The sequence below is a fragment of the Leptospira bourretii genome, assembly GCF_004770145.1.
Taxonomy (GTDB): Bacteria; Spirochaetota; Leptospiria; order Leptospirales; family Leptospiraceae; genus Leptospira_A; species Leptospira_A bourretii.
The window spans coordinates 362,841-380,817 of record NZ_RQFW01000010.1 but is presented as its reverse complement, the minus strand read 5'-3'; the positions used below and the strand labels follow the sequence as shown (position 1 = coordinate 380,817).

The 17,977-nt window shown below is 39.7% G+C and carries 15 protein-coding genes and 1 tRNA gene; 11 read left to right on the top strand and 5 right to left on the bottom strand.

Annotated elements, in window-relative coordinates; genetic code table 11:
• Positions 1-14: 14 nt before the first annotated feature.
• The 4 genes from EHQ47_RS06720 to EHQ47_RS06705 are packed head-to-tail and all read left to right on the top strand — an operon-like array spanning position 15 to position 5,298.
• On the top strand, positions 15-2,567 hold the full coding sequence (locus EHQ47_RS06720; protein WP_135776817.1) for a penicillin-binding protein 1A: 2,553 nt from the start codon (positions 15-17) through the stop codon (positions 2,565-2,567).
• A gap of 59 nt (positions 2,568-2,626) precedes the next feature.
• Complete coding sequence (locus tag EHQ47_RS06715) at positions 2,627-3,031, top strand: bactofilin family protein (RefSeq protein WP_002974102.1); 405 nt, start codon at positions 2,627-2,629, stop codon at positions 3,029-3,031.
• A 17-nt stretch (positions 3,032-3,048) separates the two neighbouring features.
• Positions 3,049-4,173 carry a M23 family metallopeptidase gene (locus tag EHQ47_RS06710; RefSeq protein ID WP_167482918.1) on the top strand — a complete coding sequence of 375 codons (1,125 nt, stop codon included), beginning with the start codon at positions 3,049-3,051 and terminating at the stop codon, positions 4,171-4,173.
• Between the two features lie 15 nt (positions 4,174-4,188).
• On the top strand, positions 4,189-5,298 hold the full coding sequence (locus EHQ47_RS06705; RefSeq protein ID WP_135747991.1) for an alpha/beta hydrolase: 1,110 nt from the start codon (positions 4,189-4,191) through the stop codon (positions 5,296-5,298).
• Position 5,299: 1 nt separating this feature from the next.
• Here EHQ47_RS06705 and EHQ47_RS06700 read toward each other — a convergent pair whose 3' ends face one another.
• Positions 5,300-7,054 (bottom strand): transglutaminase-like domain-containing protein, encoded by a 1,755-nt coding sequence (locus EHQ47_RS06700; protein WP_135747990.1) that lies wholly within the window; start codon positions 7,052-7,054, stop codon positions 5,300-5,302.
• Between the two features lie 49 nt (positions 7,055-7,103).
• Here EHQ47_RS06700 and EHQ47_RS06695 point away from each other — a divergent pair, with 49 nt between their 5' ends.
• Positions 7,104-7,877, top strand: a complete 774-nt coding sequence (locus EHQ47_RS06695) for a helix-turn-helix transcriptional regulator (RefSeq protein ID WP_135747989.1) — start codon at positions 7,104-7,106, stop codon at positions 7,875-7,877.
• Between the two features lie 77 nt (positions 7,878-7,954).
• On the opposite strand, the gene EHQ47_RS06690 is transcribed toward EHQ47_RS06695, so the two are convergent.
• The 3 genes from EHQ47_RS06690 to EHQ47_RS06680 form a co-directional block, all read right to left on the bottom strand.
• Positions 7,955-8,494, bottom strand: coding sequence for an Mpo1 family 2-hydroxy fatty acid dioxygenase (locus EHQ47_RS06690; protein WP_135747988.1), 540 nt, complete (start codon positions 8,492-8,494; stop codon positions 7,955-7,957).
• Between the two features lie 90 nt (positions 8,495-8,584).
• Positions 8,585-10,309, bottom strand: a complete 1,725-nt coding sequence (locus EHQ47_RS06685) for a 4-alpha-glucanotransferase (protein WP_135776816.1) — start codon at positions 10,307-10,309, stop codon at positions 8,585-8,587.
• 4 nt (positions 10,310-10,313) lie between these two features.
• Complete coding sequence (locus tag EHQ47_RS06680; RefSeq protein WP_135570025.1) at positions 10,314-11,378, bottom strand: class I fructose-bisphosphate aldolase; 1,065 nt, start codon at positions 11,376-11,378, stop codon at positions 10,314-10,316.
• Between the two features lie 128 nt (positions 11,379-11,506).
• Here EHQ47_RS06680 and EHQ47_RS06675 point away from each other — a divergent pair, with 128 nt between their 5' ends.
• The 3 genes from EHQ47_RS06675 to EHQ47_RS06665 all read left to right on the top strand — a co-directional run bounded on the left by EHQ47_RS06675 (position 11,507) and on the right by EHQ47_RS06665 (position 13,825).
• A complete protein-coding gene (locus tag EHQ47_RS06675) occupies positions 11,507-12,370 on the top strand; it encodes a sensor histidine kinase (RefSeq protein WP_135747986.1) in 864 nt (287 codons plus the stop codon).
• Positions 12,367-13,050 carry a response regulator transcription factor gene (locus EHQ47_RS06670; protein WP_135747985.1) on the top strand — a complete coding sequence of 228 codons (684 nt, stop codon included), beginning with the start codon at positions 12,367-12,369 and terminating at the stop codon, positions 13,048-13,050. Before EHQ47_RS06675 ends, EHQ47_RS06670 begins: the two co-directional genes overlap by 4 nt.
• A 61-nt stretch (positions 13,051-13,111) precedes the next feature.
• Entirely contained in the window at positions 13,112-13,825 is a 714-nt protein-coding gene (locus EHQ47_RS06665; protein WP_244290252.1) for a hypothetical protein, read from the top strand.
• On the opposite strand, the gene EHQ47_RS06660 is transcribed toward EHQ47_RS06665, so the two are convergent.
• Positions 13,822-15,561, bottom strand: a complete 1,740-nt coding sequence (locus tag EHQ47_RS06660) for a PP2C family protein-serine/threonine phosphatase (RefSeq protein WP_135747983.1) — start codon at positions 15,559-15,561, stop codon at positions 13,822-13,824. The two genes, EHQ47_RS06665 and EHQ47_RS06660, sit on opposite strands and share 4 nt — an antisense overlap.
• 361 nt (positions 15,562-15,922) lie before the next feature.
• Here EHQ47_RS06660 and glnA point away from each other — a divergent pair, with 361 nt between their 5' ends.
• The 3 genes from glnA (at position 15,923) to EHQ47_RS06645 (ending at position 17,883) form a co-directional block, all read left to right on the top strand.
• Positions 15,923-17,383 (top strand): type I glutamate--ammonia ligase, encoded by a 1,461-nt coding sequence (glnA, locus tag EHQ47_RS06655; protein ID WP_004789053.1) that lies wholly within the window; start codon positions 15,923-15,925, stop codon positions 17,381-17,383.
• A gap of 113 nt (positions 17,384-17,496) precedes the next feature.
• Positions 17,497-17,573 (top strand) — tRNA-Met (locus EHQ47_RS06650).
• A 19-nt stretch (positions 17,574-17,592) separates the two neighbouring features.
• Positions 17,593-17,883 carry a Cys-rich protein gene (locus tag EHQ47_RS06645; protein ID WP_135747982.1) on the top strand — a complete coding sequence of 97 codons (291 nt, stop codon included), beginning with the start codon at positions 17,593-17,595 and terminating at the stop codon, positions 17,881-17,883.
• The last annotated feature ends 94 nt before the right edge of the window (positions 17,884-17,977 follow it).

Below are 17,977 nucleotides of genomic sequence, written 5' to 3'. Positions count from 1 at the left end.
GTTAAGGGAAATGTATGAAACAAGAACCCGTTGGGCTCTTTGAAAAGTATTTTATCATTTGGTTTCGAATTGTTACAGAAAGGATTTGGACCGGAGACAAAAGATTAAGAAACACCGCCATAGCAATTTTTGCCTTTGGAGCCTTGAATGTTTTTTTACTCACAGGTTCCATTAAAGATTTTTTTAAACTAAAAGAAGCTGCTGTTTATGATATCCCGTCCACCTTATATGGATTAAATGACAAAGGGGAATACGAACCCATTGCCGAATATTATAAATTCTCAAGAATTCCTGTTCGATTAGAACAATTAAAACCAGAAGAGAATGCGCTTTCTGCAGACAATCGCCACAAGGTCATCCAATGTTTTTTATCCACTGAGGATAACTCTTTTTATTCACACAATGGAATTGATTTAAAAGGGATTGCTCGCGCTTTTGTTGTGAACATTATGGCGGGCCGAGTCAAAGAAGGTGCCTCCACCATCACCCAACAAGTGGCACGTCTTAAATTTTTATCCATAGAAAGATCGATCGCGAGAAAAGCGCGTGAAGCTTGGCTTGCCATTTTACTCGAACTGGTTTACCCTAAAGATAAAATTTTAGAAGTGTATTTAAATGAAATTCCACTGGGACACGGAACCATTGGAGTTGGAGCAGCGTCCCGATTTTATTTTCGAAAAGAAGTCCAAGATGTAACTTGGGGTGAAGCTGCCATTCTTGCCAGTCTTACCACAAGACCCACCCAGTTTAGTCCCATCGTCAATCCTGTATCCAGTTTAAACAAAGTGCGAGTCGTATTTCGTAAGTTAGTTGAAAATGGAAGGATGTCTGTTGCTGACGCAGAAAAAGAATATGCCGCACTCGACGAATATTATACCAATTTAAATCGTTCTCCGAATGACTCAGCTTTTTCTGACAGATTAAACCGTTTTCCGTATGTAACAGAATACATTCGCAAAAATTTAATCCGATCCATTGGTTCTGGGCGTTTGTACAATGGGGGACTTAAAATTTATTCCACCATCCAAATCCGCCACCAAGAAGAAGCAGAAAAAGCCCTTCTCCCTGCCCTGCAAAGACAAACTTTGGAATCCAACCAAAGAGCGTTTCGAAATATCGATGCCTTTGATGATTTGTATGGAAGTGGGTATTCTCTCATTGCTGATTTGTATGACCTTCCTGATTTTAAATTCCATATCTCCCGAACAGAACGTACGTTTTCTTCCGCTTACCAAGAAGACTTACGCGATGAATTTTATGCCTTAAACTTGTTAACTGGAGACGATTTTTTAGGTGATTTGATTGATAAAAACTACACTTCGCAAACAACAAAGGACCATCTCCTTCCAGTAGAAGGTTCACTCATTGCGATTCGTCCAGAAACTGGATACATTACTGCCTTAGTTGGTGGATCAGGATTTCGTTCTGACAACCAACAGATCCGTCCTTTCCAAGCCTTCCGCCAACCGGGTTCAGCCTTCAAACCCATTCTTTATGCAGCAGCCATGGATTATTCTGGCAAAAACCCTGATCCAGAAAAAAATGTAACACCCGCTACACTGTTTGCAGACTCCCCTCTCCAATATTTGATGGAAGATGGCGATGAATGGGCTCCTGAAAACTACAGTAGTGAATACTCTGGTTTTATTTTGTTACGAAAAGCTTTAGAACAATCCAAAAACTCGGTAGCAGTTCGGGTTTTAGAACAAGTGGGACTTTCCCACCTAATGGATAGTTTGCGAGGACTTTTACAATTACCTGGCAGAGACATCCCATATAATTTCAGCGTTTCTCTTGGTTCCTTTGAACTCACTCCATATGAACTCACACGAGCCTATGCTGCCCTTGCCTCCGGTGGCAAAACAGTCAATCCCATCTCTGTTTTGTATGTAGAAGACAATGCAGGAAAGATTATCAAAGATTTTCGAAAAGACTTCGAAGATGAGGATCGCAAACAAATCATCTCGAAGGAAGCTGCCTTTCTCATCACCTCCATGATGCGAGACGTTGTGGAAGAAGGAACGGGACGTGGGGTTTTGTCTTATGGACTAAACCGTAAAGCTTATGGAAAAACAGGAACTACCAATAACTTTCGAGATGCATGGTTTGTCGGCTACACCCCAGAACTTGTGACTTCTGTCTGGTTTGGGTATGATGTGGGAACCATTTCTCTCGGTCGAGGGATGACCGGCGGAAAACTAGCCGCACCTGTTTGGGGTCGGTTTATGGCAAGAGCCCTTGATCGGGAACCCGCTATCGATTTTCCTTGGCTTTCTGAAGTAAAAGTCACGAAAAAGACCGTTTGCCGTATGTCGGGAAAACTCCCGAGCGGACAATGTCACGACCTCTTTGAAGAGTATTTCATCCCACAAACGGCTCCGAAAGAGGTTTGTAACGACCACGGCTCTTCTTGGAATGTAGTGGAATCAAGGCCGAACCTCCCTTCGACCCCAACCGTACAGACAGAAAAGAAAAAGTCGGAAAAAATTGAGAAACAACCCAGTTCATCCAAACCGCCGAAACGAAAAAAATCAGTCTTTAGCGGGGATGAGGAAATCGACTACTAAAAAGGCTTGTCAAGAAGACCGAAAATTTTGATTCTCACAGAAGGGGAAAAGGAGCAGGAATGGCAATAGGTAAGGATTCCATCAATAGCGTTATCGGACCAGGGTCGATATTTGAAGGTAAGTTTTATATCGCAGGTTCACTTAGAATCGATGGAAAATTCGAAGGTGATATCAAAACAGAAGACGCACTTGTCATCGGTGAAACCGGTAAAGTAAAAACAAACATTAGCGCAAGAGAAGTCATTGTATCTGGAACCCTCATCGGAAACATCAAAGCCGAAAACGAGGTAAAACTCGAAGGTACAGGACGTATGTTAGGTGATATCACTGCTCCATACTTAGAACTTCAAAAAGGTGTAGTAGCAAAAGGAAATATTACAATCACCGGCGGTCAGAAAAAAGACGTTCGTAAGATTGTAGAAGAATCCTTTGGCGGTATCAAATCTTTAGACACTAAGGATTAACCAATCCCTATTAGCACATGCTACTTCGATCTCCCGAAAAGTCTACGATCGGTAAGCATGTGTTACGCTGGGGAAACATTAACGTCATCCAAGTTTCTCCCGGTAAGTATTTTTACAACCTCCAGTCACAATCCAGTGTTCTTCATGGAACGATTGATCTCAACCGGAAACGGTATCGGATCCTCCCACTACTCGCTTCTTCCTTTATCTTAGCATTCTTTTTATCAATCATCGTCGACAAACAAACTTATGAAGAAAGTTTAATGGAAAAAGAATTCCTTAGTATGTCCACTGAGGTAGAAGAAAACGATATCAAAGACAAAGAGGCAAAACTTGCCGATGCCAAATACTTACAAGAAACAGAAGATAAAAAAATGGCCATCCTTCGTTCCGCCGATTTGGATGCTTTAGCAGATAACAAAAACAAAAAATTAAAAGTCACCCAATACAAAGTCAAAAAGAACGAAACACTTTCTGATATTGCACGAAGATTTAAAGTGTCAGCAGAATCCATTGCGGGAAGTTCAGGAATTAACCCAGAAGTATCGATCCTCCCAGGCCAAATCCTAAACATACCCAACAAACAAGGATTAGTTTACAAGTTAAAAAAAGGCGATACTCTTGCCAAAGTGGCTGACTATTACAAAGTAAAAATTGATGATATTTATTCTGAAAACCAATTAGATGATTATGATTTATTTAAATCAGGGCAAAAGGTATTCCTTCCAGGAGCAGTGATTCCAGAAACAGGACCTGTTTGGAGAATTCCCGTTGTTTCTAAAGTCATTACTTCAGGTTGGGGAACTCGTTCCTACCCTCAATATAAATTCCATATGGCCCTCGACTTACGTGCCAATTACGAATCTGTGTATGCAGCGAGAAAAGGAAAAGTCACCTACTCTGGTTGGATGGGTGGTTATGGAAATGCGATCATCCTCACACATGATGATAATTACCAAACCTTATACGCTCACAATTCGAAACTCTTTGTCAAAGAAGGTGATTATGTGAGTGCTGGGAAAGTCATCTCTCGTTCGGGTTGCACAGGATATTGTTTTGGCCCCCACCTCCATTTCGAAGTCATCAAAGATGGAAAAAACGTAAACCCAACAAAAATCATCAAAGGATTTTCCTATAAATAAACTGGATTAAAGATCATGAACATAACCAAACAAAACAAAAAACATTCAACTTTCCTAATATTCTTTTCTTTCTTATTTTTAATAAACTTACTTGTTTCCTGTTCCCCAAAAATCGGAGAACAAATCAACAAACGAATTGTTGATCCTTTTGATGAAACAAAAATTCTCAATGTTCATTTTGTCACCACTCGCAGAGAAATGTCAGTCAAAGACAATTGTGACAGCGCAAGTTTTGGATTTATCACCGACATCAACCCCCATTATGGAATTTGTTTGGTTAACATCCCATCCAAACATATCATTGGAGATATTTCTTTCGATAACGCCCAAGACAAAAACCAGTTCTTTCAATTCAAAGGTCGTATCAATACAGATGATAAAGAATTTTTAAACAAAATCAAATCTTCGACTTCTGAAGAAGTTTTGGTATTTGTGCACGGTTTCAATGTCAATTTTGATGAAGCAGTGCTTCGCGCCGGACAAATTAAATACGATCTAAAGTTTCCGGGAGAGGTGGTTGTTTATTCTTGGCCCGCAGGAGCGGATGCAGGAATCCTCGGACAAGTGATGGTAAAATCGACTTACGATTTAAACTTTACAGAAGCCAAAATCAACAGAGAACCCTTTTCTAAGTTCTTAACCGATATCACAGGTCTTGGAAAAAAAATTCATTTAGTCGTTCATAGTATGGGCCACCAAGTGGTTTTACCTTCCGTGGCATCAATCGCAAAACAAGGGAAAAGTAAATTTTTATCAGAGCTCATTTTGAATGCTCCCGACTTTGATAAAAATGAATTTGAATCCATCCTTTCTGATTTAACCAAATCCTCCGAAAGAATTACTCTTTATTGTTCTCCAGGGGACAATGCCCTTGTTGCTTCCCAAAAAGTCAACGGAGCCCCTCGTGCGGGAATGTGTTTTAAGTATTCTGGTGTGGATGTGATCAATGTGAATGAAGTGGATGATCCTGTTTTGGGTGTGGGTGGACTTGGTCATGGATATTATTCGTCAAGACCCATCCTTACTGACATCTATCAAGTGTTAATGGGTGTATCTGTTGAACGAAGACTATTTATCCGAAAATCTGGTCCCAAAAACGGGGAGAACTTTGTCCTTAGAAAATAATTTAAGGAACTACCAGATCCTCTCCAGAGTTTAAGGCACGGATTGTTTTTGGAACTATCACTTTCTCATCCGTGTTTTCTATCCCTTTTTCGGTATCCATCTTTGCCACAACTAGTTTGAATTTTATCTTTTTTGCAAGGCCCAATTGGTCCTTTGACAATTGTACAAGCCTATCGCCGCCAACGATTTTTGGATGACTTGTGCCTGATAGTCCCGCAAAGACAACATGCCTTGCATATGTGATTCCCGGTTTGGATTTAGGTGGTGCCAGTGGCTCCATAGGAATCCATCCAAGGCCTTCCACCCATACTTCCACAAATTTATGATTGAATGTAATTTCCTTAGAGGACTCCGTAGGAAGATAGTTCCAAACCAACCTCGAAGGAATTCCCATACCGCGTAACAATGCCATGGTGACATAGGAATGTTCCGTACAACCTCCATTATTTTTTTCTATCACTTTCGGTGCCGATTCAAAACTTCCTGACTGATAAGGGATGGAGGAAACATATTCCTGGGTTTTAGTTAATATTTGTTTTAAATTGGTCTCATTTCGGAAAATTGTTTTTCTTTTTTCCAAAACAACATCTGAATCCATCTTTAAAAACCAATCATCCATCAAAAAACTTTCCAACCTTTCTCTATTTTGATTTTTGCCCAATGTTAATTTTGGGTCTAAATTCCAATGAATTTTATAACGAGTGAGTAAAGCACTATACACTTTTATCTCTTTTGTATCACCTGCTTTGAGTGGAGGGAGGGTAAGAACCAAGGACCTGTTTCCAAAATCGTCGGTTTCTAAGATGGAAGCTGCATCAAACTCCTCTTCGGATAATCTTTGGGAACTTATATTTTGTTTGGGAAGGACAAACTGGTATTTTGTTTCCGGCACATCAGAGAGAGCCGTTAAAGAAAACTTGTATTCAATTTTGTTTTGGATGGGAGAAAATCGGTAAGCTCTAGAGCCATCTGCTACTTCGATAGGAGAATCCAAAGGCAAAATAGAATTTTCAAACACCATCCATTCACCATAAGTCTTTGTGATGGGATCAAAGATGAGAAAATGATTTTCTGATAAAGTTACCAATTTAAAAAGAGCCCTATGATTGACTGGGATTTTCCATTCCTTAGAATTTCTGGGATCTTTTGGTGAAAAAACTTGAACGGTATTTCCCCAATAAGAAGAGATAAGTAAAATTTCTTTTTCACTTCGTTTGGTCATTCTTTGCACAGAAGAAAAAGGGAGCGGAATTTTTGATTCCAACTCACCAGAATCCAATCCATACACTTCCAATTGGTCTGCGACCAACTTATAAATTTTGTTTTCTAAACAAACAATGTCCTGCCATGACTTTCCGTTGTTTGGCCAAGGAAGTTTTCTCTTCACAAGAAATGTTTTTGCATCTAAATCCCAGAGAGTTTTTGTGGTTTGGACCAAAATTCTCCCAGAACACTCTGCCCAACCTGTCACCTTCCCACCATCCCAATCTATTTTTTTAGATTCCCCTGAATCTAAATTCCAAACAAGGAGGGAGTTTTGTTTGGTAACATCCTTAGTTTGGAGTAACAACCTACCCTCTGTATATAAAATGGATTCAAATAATTCAACTGATTCGGATTCGGGGAATATTGGGTTTGTTTTCCAATTGTACTTCGAACGAAGTTCCGTCCAAAAAATGGGAACCTCCCTTTCAGGACTTGCGAATAATGAAAAAAGGAAAGATAAGAAAACTAAAATCAAAAAAGTTTTTTTCATTCGATATTCCTTGCCTTTTTCAGAATGGTTCTTAGAATTTTTCTAGTATATGGATTCAAAAAGAAAAGGAAGTCTTTTTTATTTTGGAGAACGAATTCTCTTAGGAACTTCAGGCATCGTCACAGAACCACATTCTCATTATGCAGTTTCCATTTTGGTTTCACTTGGTTCCTCCTTTGGTTTGCGTACAAAATCCAATGAAGTCATCAAATCCCAAGGGATCATCATTCCTCCCAATTATTACCATAAATTGGAGGCAGAAAATGCAGAAATGCTCATCATCCAATTAGATCCCAAATCAGATGAATACAAAAAAATTTTAATGGAAGACCATCCTAAAACCATTGATGATGAAACAAGGACCAAAATACAAATAATCGCAGAACCATTGTTTAGTGACGCACTCACCTGTGACTCAGCGCGCACTGTGTACAATCAAATCCTTTCTTTACTAGGCTCAGAAACGATTTCCAAAAAATACGACAACCGCATTGAGATGGCAATCCGAAGGATCAAAGAAAAAATGCCAAACCCAGTAACCTTATCCGAACTTTCGGAAATTTCAGAAATTTCCACCGATAGGTTTATGCATTTATTTAAAGAAAATATGGGAATTCCACTTAGGCAGTATTTGTTATGGCAAAGGCTTCATATTGCAGCAAAACTATTGCAAGGTGGTGAAAATCTTACCACTGCCTCCCATGCCGCAGGATTCAGTGACCAGGCTCATTTATCCAGAACCTTCAAAAAGATGTTTGGAGTGAAACCATCATTATTTTTAGGAAGTCAGTCGTTAAGTAAGGTATGTTTTTGCGAAGATTAGAATAGGATCGCAAAAGAGATTTAGAGAAACAAGTTCACCTTCATCTTTTTTGCGAATCCTGTTTTATATTTTAAAACCTAAGCAGGTTTATGCGAAAAGTCTTTCCAAACACCTTTTTGTTTTAGTTCTGCCTCGACTGCATTTTTTAAATCCAATCGGTATCCAAGTTCAAAAAACACATCTGCTACAACGAACAGAGGTGCCGATACCAAAGCTTGGAACAAGTTATCAAAAAGGGCAGGCCTACTCTTTTCGAACACAAAGTGTCCATAAAACTGTGCTCCCCAACCGATCACTTGGCCAAGACCAAAAATTGTCCACGCCGTATTTGCTGGAAGTTGCAAAGTAATCCATTCAGAAGTGACATACAGTCCTCCAAAAATCAAGGTAGCAACAAAAGCAAACAAAACATCCAAAGTATAGTAGTAACCAAGCACAGCCAATGTAAACACTAGGGATGCCGATACGTGAAAACCACTGTACTCAAAAAGGGAAAAACGGCTGAGCACAACAAACAAGGTGAAGGTGATTGTGGGAACACCAAGCACATGGATCAAAACATTACGTTTTTCCTGATGGTAAGCGGAATAAAACGCCATTTCTTTTGCAAATCTCAAGGGAGACCTCCGGGTGTAAAAACCCATGTTACCAGAATCGGACCCATCCGACTTGAACGAATCTGTCAGAATTCGAAAAATTCTAAAAAATTAAGAATTTCTTCCGGAATCGAGAAGGAGCTTGCGGAGGGAGAAGTTACGTTTGAAATCAGAGGCAAATTCCTCAATGAGAATGGGAAACCGGTACGTCCAATTGGAGTGGTCAGGAGTTCCCGGAAGATTGATGCGGTGGGTTTCTGGATTTTCTAAAACACTAGGAACCCCCACTGCCAAATCCTGAAACAACTGGATGGAAAAAATGCTACTTGTCTGGAAGACAAATTCGAGAAGGCCGATAAGTGCCGCGTCCTCTGTTTCCGGTCTTGGTTTTCCTAAACGATCGAAGAAAAATTGGAGTTTGGATTCCATATCTCCTTCTTTTTTCCACCATTCCATCACCAAACTTGTGTCATGTGTTGATAAAACAGAAATAGCATTTTCTCTATACAATTCTTCAGGGATAAACTCACCAGTTGTAAAAGACCTTGTCCAACGAACCACATCGATTCCAATCATTTGCCTTTCAAACAAAGAATCTCTAATGAAGGAAGGAACAGAACCCAAATCTTCTGCACAAGGGATCATCGAAGAAAAGGATTCAAAAATTTCCAAAATCTTTTCTCCCGCCTCCCTCCAATGTTTTTCCTCTTCTGCAATATGAAGTTCCGACAATGGGTATAATTTTGCCTTAATCTCTTCTTCCAAATCCTGGTATCCAGGTTCTTTCCAAAAATCCCAATAAAAAATATAATGACCTGGCATGAATTCATGAATCAGACCTAAATTTTCAAAATGTTTAGGATCCAATCCTTCTTTAATAAATTCATCAGTCGCAATTCCAAATTGCGGATGGAACCAACCATGAAGGGCCGTATGATCTGCCTCTGGGATGGCCCAAATACGATACATTCCAATCACATGGTCAATGCGATAGAGATGAAAAAAATGTTCCAAATAGGACAAACGATCCTTCCACCAAGAATAGTTTGTTTTCTCCAATGTTTCCCAATTCAGAACCGGAAATCCCCAAGTTTGACCAGTTTTTGAAAAATCATCTGGAGGAGCACCGGCTTGTAAATTCATTATAAAAAATTCAGGATGTTCCCAAACATCACAAGAATTTCGGGAAGTCAGGATGGGCATATCACCCTTTAAATACACACCCACATCTTCATAATGGGTTTTTACTTCAGATAACTGGTCATAGGCGATCTTTTGCAGATAAACCCAGAAGAGAGCTTCCTCTCTTTTCTCTGAGAATATATATTCTTTGGAATGGTTTGGATCTTGGAATTTTTTAGGCCATTCCCACCAACCTTTGCCTTCAAATTCCTCATACAATAATCGAAAAGCTGCATAGGAATAACACCAGGGATGTTTTTCCAAAAAGTAAGTAGCCTCATTCATAGCTTCTTTTTGATTTTCTGAATATAACTTACGAATGATTTCTAATTTTAGATTACGAATGCGAATGGGATGATTCTTTAAGAATTGTATCTCACGTTTGCGAGATTTTGTATGAATGCCTAGTTTGTATAAGGAGATATAAAGAGGATCAATGGCAAAAGCCGAGATAGCACTGTAAGGTGAGTATCCAAACCCTGTATCATTTAAAGGTAATAATTGGATGATGCTAAAACCCACATCTTTTGCCCAATCACAAAGTGGGTATAAACTATAAATGTCTCCACATTCAAAAGAATGTTCAGAAACAATGGAGGGCAGAGATACAAGTACCCCCGCCCTTCTTTTTTTTACATTTCGAAAAAATTCCAAGTCTTTAAGCGACTGTGATTTCTTTCGATAGATATACGTCTTGGATGGCGTTGAGCAATGCAACCCCTTCCTTCATTGGTTTTTGGAACGCTTTTCTTCCAGAGATAAGACCCATTCCACCAGCACGTTTGTTGATGACGGCTGTTTTGATCGCATCTTGTAAATCATTTTCACCTGATGCACCACCAGAGTTGATAAGTCCAGCTCTTCCCATATAACAATTTGCTACTTGGTAACGAGTGAGGTCAATGGGGTGGTCAGAAGTAAGATCCGTGTAGATACGTTTGTCTGTTTTACCATAAGAAGATTCTTGGTTTAACACATTGTATCCACCATTGTTTTCAGGTAACTTTTGTTTGATGATATCAGCTTGGATTGTCACACCTAAGTGGTTAGCTTGTCCTGTTAAGTCAGCAGAAACATGGTAGTCTTTGTCTTTTTTGAACGCATTGTTTCTTACATAACACCAAAGGATGGTTGCCATTCCTAATTCGTGAGCCATTTGAAAGATTTTAGAAATTTCAACGATTTCACGACCTGAATCAGCGGAACCAAAATAAATGGTAGCCCCAATCGCAACACAACCTTGGTCATAAGCTTGTTTTACTGTTGCAAATAGGATTTGTTCACTTTTGTTTGGGTAAGTGAGAAGTTCATTGTGATTGATTTTCAAAATGAAAGGAATTTTGTGAGCATACTTTCTTGCAACGGATCCAAGAACTCCTAGAGTTGTTGCCACTCCATTACAACCACCTTCGATAGCCAATTTGATGATGTTTTCACCGTCAAAGTAAATCGGGTTTTTTGCAAATGAGGCACCAGCAGAATGTTCAATTCCTTGGTCAACCGGAAGGATGGAAACATAACCCGTTCCACCGAGACGGCCACTTCCGAGAAGGGTTTGGATGCTGCGAAGCACAGGTACAGACCTGTCTGTGGGAGCAAAAATTCTATCAACCCAGTCAGAGCCAGGTACGTGGATTAGTTCTTTAGCGATTTTTGGGGATTTGAATCCAAGTAAGGATTCTGCGTCGTTTCCAAGATGTTTCGAGATTTCGTCGAAGTTCAAAGTTGTTCTCCTAAAAAATAAATTCTCGGGTTCTTCCAATGTGACAACATCTTTTTTTGCTCGTCGTCCATCCCCTTGGCCCTAACTTGCATCGAGAGGCAAATTTGAGAGGATCAGCACAATTTCGAATGTTTTTTTCCCTGGCCTGGTTATCCCTCACACTTTCATTGGGAGTGTGGTGGTGGATTTTGGGATTTCGCCAAGCAAAGACCATTTCGGAAATTTCTATCAGCGACGCAAGGCAAGTCGAACTCAACCGAGTCAATCGGATGTTGCAACTGGAAGGATCCTTTTTTCTTTCTATGCTCACTCTCGGTGGAGTGACTCTGGCGATTCTTTCTTATCGAGATCATAAACGTTCTAAACTCATTTCAGATTTTTTTTCCACTGTCACTCACGAAATGAAAACTCCCATTGCCAGCTTACAGTTGCAAATCGAAGTTCTTTTAGAAAATACGAAAGAACCAGAACTAAAGAAAAAATTAGAAAAAATTTGGAAAGAAAACCAACGCATTGAATCCCAAATGGGAAATGCATTTTATCTCGCAAGCCTAATGCAGGGAGAATCCTTATATATGGAACCCCTCACGATTTCTGATTTATGTGAATCCTATTCCCATCATGAACCAGATTTAACTTGGAATGTTTTGATTCCCCAAAACACAAAAGTGTACATTGATAAAAAAGCTTTTTTTGCGATGTTAAAAAACCTAAGTGAAAATGCAAAACGCCATGGAAAAGCAAAAACAATCAAACTCACAGTGACAAAAGATCTTAAAGATATTTCTTTTCTTTTAGAAGATGATGGTGCCGGTTTTAGTGGGAATAAAAAAAATCTGACATTACCATTCCTACGTCATTCCAAAACCAGTGGAAGTGGGATTGGATTGTATATCGTAAAAAAACTAATCGAAAAAATGAAAGGTTCTCTTGAGTTTCCGAACAGTTCGTCCGGATTCCAAGTAAAACTGAACTTAAAAGAGGTTTCATGAAACCAAGAATTTTGCTTGTAGAAGATGACGAGGGTCTCGGTGAAACCTTAAAAGAAAGATTGGAACAAGACCGGTACCGGGTGCAGTGGGCAAAAACGGTTTCCGAAGCAGAAACATTATTTTCTCCAAACCAATTTGATTTGGTCGTTCTTGATTTACGACTTCCTGATGGAAATGGATTCCAATTGGCAGAAGTTTTTTTATCCAAAGAAAAAGACCTCCCCTTCTTATTTTTAACAGCACAAGCAGGTGCCCAAGAGAGACTTCGTGGGTTCGAACTTGGTGCAGCCGAGTTCATTCCCAAACCATTCCATTTAAAAGAATTCCTCATCCGACTGGAACGGGTGGTGGCCCAGACTCGCCCTCATTTTGGACAAAAATGGAAAATGGACCAAACAGAAATCCACTTGGATTCCTTCCTTGTGAAAAGGGAAGATGGGTCTTCCGTTTTACTTTCCAAAAGGGACTGTGCTCTTTTGGCCCTCCTCCTTTCTGATGTGAGAAAGGTCTTTAGTCGTTCCGAAATTTTAGACAATATCGTAGGTGAGGAAAGTTTTCCCACAGAAAGGACTATCGACAATGCCATCGTGAGGCTTCGGGATGCTCTGGGGGAAGAATCCATCCGCAATGTGCGAGGTGTGGGTTACCAATGGGTGGCAGAAGTCTTCCCTCTAAAATAAGAATCCCATTAGGGAATCTGTCCGATTTACCGATACTTTTAGGGTGAAACAAGGATTTGTCATTTCAATCGCACTCGTTCTATCCTTGTTTTCCCATTCCCTTGGTGCTTGGGAAACCGATATCGATTACAACTACGAATACGAAAAAAATGGACCTTATACCAAGTTTTCCGATTGGGTGCCTTACAAACTCCATAAATGGGAACCAAAGTATTTGGAAGATTTTTATGAGTTGTACAATCTCAAACAACATTACAACGATAATGAAATCAGAAAAAATATCTATTGGTTAAAAATTGCTTTAGGGAAACGATTTCGTCACCCCAAACATTCTTTGTGTGAAACCAAAACAGAAAAAGAATATTATAAATATCGAAACTTGATGTTTATGCACATCAACATCCAAATCATGCGTTCTTACATGAGACTTGCCTCCAAATTTGACAAACGCCATGTGTATTTTTATAATCTAGATTTTGCACATGAACTCAAAGAAAGTTTTGGAGTGGCAGAAGCATTTTACAAAGAAGCCATTCCTTACTGGGAAAAAGCCAAAGAATATGCAGACAAAGCCAATGAAGTGCCTGTTGATTTGGATTTAGGAACCATTGAAACAGAACGATATGAAATTGTGACTGGGAAATTGGACTTTGGACATATCATAGAGAACCATTTGGAAAGGCTCGATGGAAAAAAGAAAATTGTTTCGGAATATCTCGCGAAGTATCCAGAAGCAGATGCCAAAGCACTCGATCTCGCAGATAGAGAAAATTAAAATTCCATAAACAAAACAGCGATGTCATCATGAATGATTCGTTCTTTGTCAATGAGACAATTGGCGATCATTTTTTTGAGTAAGGTATCGGTTGTATCAGAAACGGAAATCATCTCAGAGAGTTCTTGTAAAAAAACATCAAGACCAATATAACCACCGGCCTCTTCTTCTAATTCATAAATTCCATCAGAATACAAAAGCAAACGATCTCCCGCTTCGAATGTTTTGGAAATGGTTTTCCCTTCCCAATGGTCTAGTAAAAGGATCGGATACATTTCATCTTTTACAAGTTTCATCACACGTTCATCATGTTTCCAAAATACAACCGGTGGATGGCCTGCAAAACTAAACTCTACCCTTCTTTCCTTTGGATAAAGACGAAGGACACAAGCTGAGATATGGTGTTTGAATACAATGGTTTTTAGCTCCAAATGCATAGCCGATAAAATGGCAGATGGACTGGATTCTAATTTGGAATGTTTTTTAAACGATACGGCAGCAATCCCAGAAACAAGAGCTGAAGAAATCCCATGACCTGAAATATCACCGAAAAAAATATCGATACATTCTTCGCTAAGTCTTTCGTATAAAATCAGGTCACCACCAATTTCATCGTATGGCAAAAACCGGGATTGGATTTTTACATTTTGAATTTCACCAAAATCTTTGGCAACCCATGCCTCTTGGGTTAATTTAGCCAGCGCCAAATCTTCTTTGACATCAGAATAAAACCTTTGTAGGATTTTTTCTTTTTTCATCAGTTTGATTTCATTTTTAGCACGAACTAACCCTTGCGAAATAAAACCAGCGACTAAACCTAACAATTGTTTTGTTTCTTCTGACCAATTTCCAACTTGTTCATAAGTAGTAATTCCTAAAATCCCAATCACACTCCCCTCGTCACGTAAACCGACAACAAGGATAGAACGCACTTCTGCTCGTTTAAAAAGATCCAAATGCCAAGGTTCATCCACCATCAACTGAGTATCGGCAATATGGATCACTCCATCAGAGGCGAGAATCCCTAGCCGTTCTGGATTCATTTTGGCAATGGGAAGTTTTGTACCTACGGAAAACAAAGAAGGGATGCCATCTAACACCCATTCATGGGTCACTGATAAAAATTGTTTATCCGATGATATTTCAGCCGCAAACACTCGGTCCGCACGAGAGTATTTACCTAATTCCTCCAAGGCAAACTGGATGGCATCGGAGACAAATTCTGCTTTGGTATGAACAAAGGTTTTGGATACCTCTGTGACAATTTGGGAAAATCGTAACAGACCAGAAAGTTTGACTTCGGACTCACGAATGGAAGAGATTTCGATTTGTTGGCCCCAAATCCGTAGCAGGTGTCCATCCTCCACCTGCCCATGGGAGTTCATCAAAAATACCCTTTGGTTGCCATCCGACAATTCAACAATGTATTCGTAATTTTCTAATTGGTATGTGCTTTCAATGAATTTGCGAAGTAAAAAAACACTCTTCAGAGTGACAAGATCCTTCAGATACTTTCCCACAACCTCATGGACTGAATTGTATCCATAAAACTTAGCCATCGCCAAATTACTTTCCCGGATCACACTGTGGTTCCAAACATATTCCATCTGTTCTTCCAAGGAAAGAGAAATGGGCATAGGAATGTCCAATTCATAACACCAGATGGCATCTTTGGAAAGGTGGATAAAGCTCTCTAAATGTTGGTAACGACCATAATCGGGTTTTCGAGAACTCATCTAGATTCTAACCTTTATGAGTCTTCGGTCACTGCCACAAAAAAAACATAACTTGTTCGGAATCTGAAAATTTTCTGATTTCTCTTCGAAAATTACCCGATTCCGTTGACCAAAATCCCCCATTTGGAGATAGTATTTCGAAATGGCGGAAGCTTAAATTAGGCAAATTTGCCGAAATTATAAGCAAAAAGTTTTCATTTTGTGCAATTCGTTTAGGTACTAGGCGTGATTTTTAACTCACATTGCTTAGAAACTCCACGAAACCCTTATATTTAGGTCGAAATGCCTTGGTATAAATCTTGCATCTTAATGGACAACAGATTACAACAATCAGACCGACCTCTGAAAGAAGGAGAATCAAATGCAGTTCGCAACCCCAAAATTTACTTCCGGAAAGGAAGTGGTTGAGTATGCCAAAAAAAATGGAGTCATTTTCTACGACTTCCGCTTCACGGATATCAAAGGAATGTGGCACCACGTTTCGTATTATGTGAATTCAGTTGATGAAGATACGTTCAAAGGAATTCCTTTTGATGGATCTTCCATTGCTCGTTGGCAGCCAATCAATGCTTCTGACATGCAACTACACCCAGAAATTTCTACGGCTTTTTTGGATCCGTTCACTGCTGACAAAACGCTTGTTATGTTCTGCGATGTCTGGGATATTTACAAAAAACAATACTATGAAAAATGCCCGCGTTCTATTGCGAAAAAAGCATTAGAGTTCATGAACAAATCCGGAATTGCAGACACTGCCTACTTCGGTCCAGAAAATGAATTCTTCGTTTTTGACAGTTTACGAGTTCGTGATGAAATTAACTGCCAATACTATGAATTAGATTCTAACGAAGGGATCTGGAATACTCACTCTGAAATTCCAGGAACAAACAACACAGGAAAAATCAACTTCAACTCTGGACACCGTCCTGGAACAAAAGGTGGATACTTCCCAGTGGCTCCTATTGACTCCCAAGTGGACCTCCGTGCTGAATTTGTAAAAACTCTAGAAGCAATCGGAATGGAAACTTTTGTGGTTCACCATGAAGTAGCACAAGCACAAGGAGAAATTGGTGTTAAGTTTGGAACTTTGATTGAGGCTGCTGACAACGTTCAAAAGCTAAAATACATCGTGAAGATGGTGGCTCATAAACACGGAAAAACTGCTACATTTATGCCAAAACCACTTTTTGGTGATAACGGTAACGGTATGCACGTTCATATCTCTCTTTGGAAAGGTGGAAAAAACCTTTTTGCTGGAGACAAATACCAAGGTCTTTCTGACTTCGCATTCAACTATGTTGGTGGAGTTTTGAAATATGCAAGAGCTTGCGCTGCGTTCACTAATGCATCTACAAACTCTTACAAACGACTCATTCCTGGATTCGAAGCTCCGTCTATCTTAGCATACTCTGCTCAGAACCGTTCTGCTTCTTGCCGTATTCCTTTTGTTAGCGGCGAAAAAGCAAAACGTGTGGAATTCAGATTTCCAGATTCAACAGCTAACCCATATTTGGCGTTTGCATCACTCCTTATGGCTGGTATGGCTGGTGTTGCTGAAAAAATCGATCCGGGTCCTGCGCGTGAAGAAGATCTTTTTGAACTTTCATTGGATGAAATCCGCGAAAAAGGAATTCGCCAAATGCCTCACACACTTCGTGAAGCAATGGAAGAGATGCTTGCTCAAAGAGAAATTTTCAAACAAGGTGATGTGTTTACAGAAAACTTTCTACAAACATACCAACACTACAAGTTTGAAACAGAAATTTGGCCATGGGAAGGTCGCCCTCACCCATACGAATTCCTCACTACTTACTCTTGTTAAGAGAAAAGGCCCCGGCAACCGTCGGGGCTTTTTTTTGTTTACCAATCTGATTCTCTCCAAAAAATGACAAAAGAACTAAAGATTTAGTTCAACCAAACGATCTAAGGTGATAGGGCGAGGTAGCTCAGATGGTTAGAGCACAGGATTCATAACCCTGAGGTCACGGGTTCGACTCCCGTCTTCGCTACCAAAGATCGAGAGGAAAAGGTATGAAAAAAACAAATCGTTTGTTTTCAATTCTGGCTCTGGTGTTATTCACTGGAACCCTCCAAGCAGCTGACTTTCCTAAGTGTAAAGAAGCTTGTGATAAGTTTTACAGCTGTACAGTGCAAGTGAACCCAAATGCTTCTGAAGAACAAAAAAGCACGCTGAAACGTGGTTGCGAATTCAACTGTAACCGTCCCAAATACTACAATAAAATTGCCGGTTGTCTCACGAGCGGTGATTCTTGCAAAGCATTCTCTACTTGCATTATGAAAGAAATGCAAGGCAACAAATAATAGTAAACATAACTCTGTAGGAAACATAAACAAAGACGACTACAATCCGTAGCGTCTTTGTTTTTTTATGTACTTTCGAAATTCTTTCTGAATG

Excerpts from the sequence above, each read along its gene's own strand:
- glnA (WP_004789053.1), top strand. The coding sequence starts at position 15,923 with ATGCAGTTCGCAACCCCAAAATTTACTTCCGGAAAGGAAGTGGTTGAG.
- EHQ47_RS06675 (WP_135747986.1), top strand. The coding sequence starts at position 11,507 with ATGTTTTTTTCCCTGGCCTGGTTATCCCTCACACTTTCATTGGGAGTG.
- EHQ47_RS06670 (WP_135747985.1), top strand. The coding sequence starts at position 12,367 with ATGAAACCAAGAATTTTGCTTGTAGAAGATGACGAGGGTCTCGGTGAA.
- EHQ47_RS06705 (WP_135747991.1), top strand. The coding sequence starts at position 4,189 with ATGAACATAACCAAACAAAACAAAAAACATTCAACTTTCCTAATATTC.
- EHQ47_RS06695 (WP_135747989.1), top strand. The coding sequence starts at position 7,104 with ATGGATTCAAAAAGAAAAGGAAGTCTTTTTTATTTTGGAGAACGAATT.
- EHQ47_RS06715 (WP_002974102.1), top strand. The coding sequence starts at position 2,627 with ATGGCAATAGGTAAGGATTCCATCAATAGCGTTATCGGACCAGGGTCG.
- EHQ47_RS06660 (WP_135747983.1), bottom strand. The coding sequence starts at position 15,561 with ATGAGTTCTCGAAAACCCGATTATGGTCGTTACCAACATTTAGAGAGC.
- EHQ47_RS06720 (WP_135776817.1), top strand. The coding sequence starts at position 15 with ATGAAACAAGAACCCGTTGGGCTCTTTGAAAAGTATTTTATCATTTGG.
- EHQ47_RS06710 (WP_167482918.1), top strand. The coding sequence starts at position 3,049 with ATGCTACTTCGATCTCCCGAAAAGTCTACGATCGGTAAGCATGTGTTA.
- EHQ47_RS06700 (WP_135747990.1), bottom strand. The coding sequence starts at position 7,054 with ATGAAAAAAACTTTTTTGATTTTAGTTTTCTTATCTTTCCTTTTTTCA.
- EHQ47_RS06645 (WP_135747982.1), top strand. The coding sequence starts at position 17,593 with ATGAAAAAAACAAATCGTTTGTTTTCAATTCTGGCTCTGGTGTTATTC.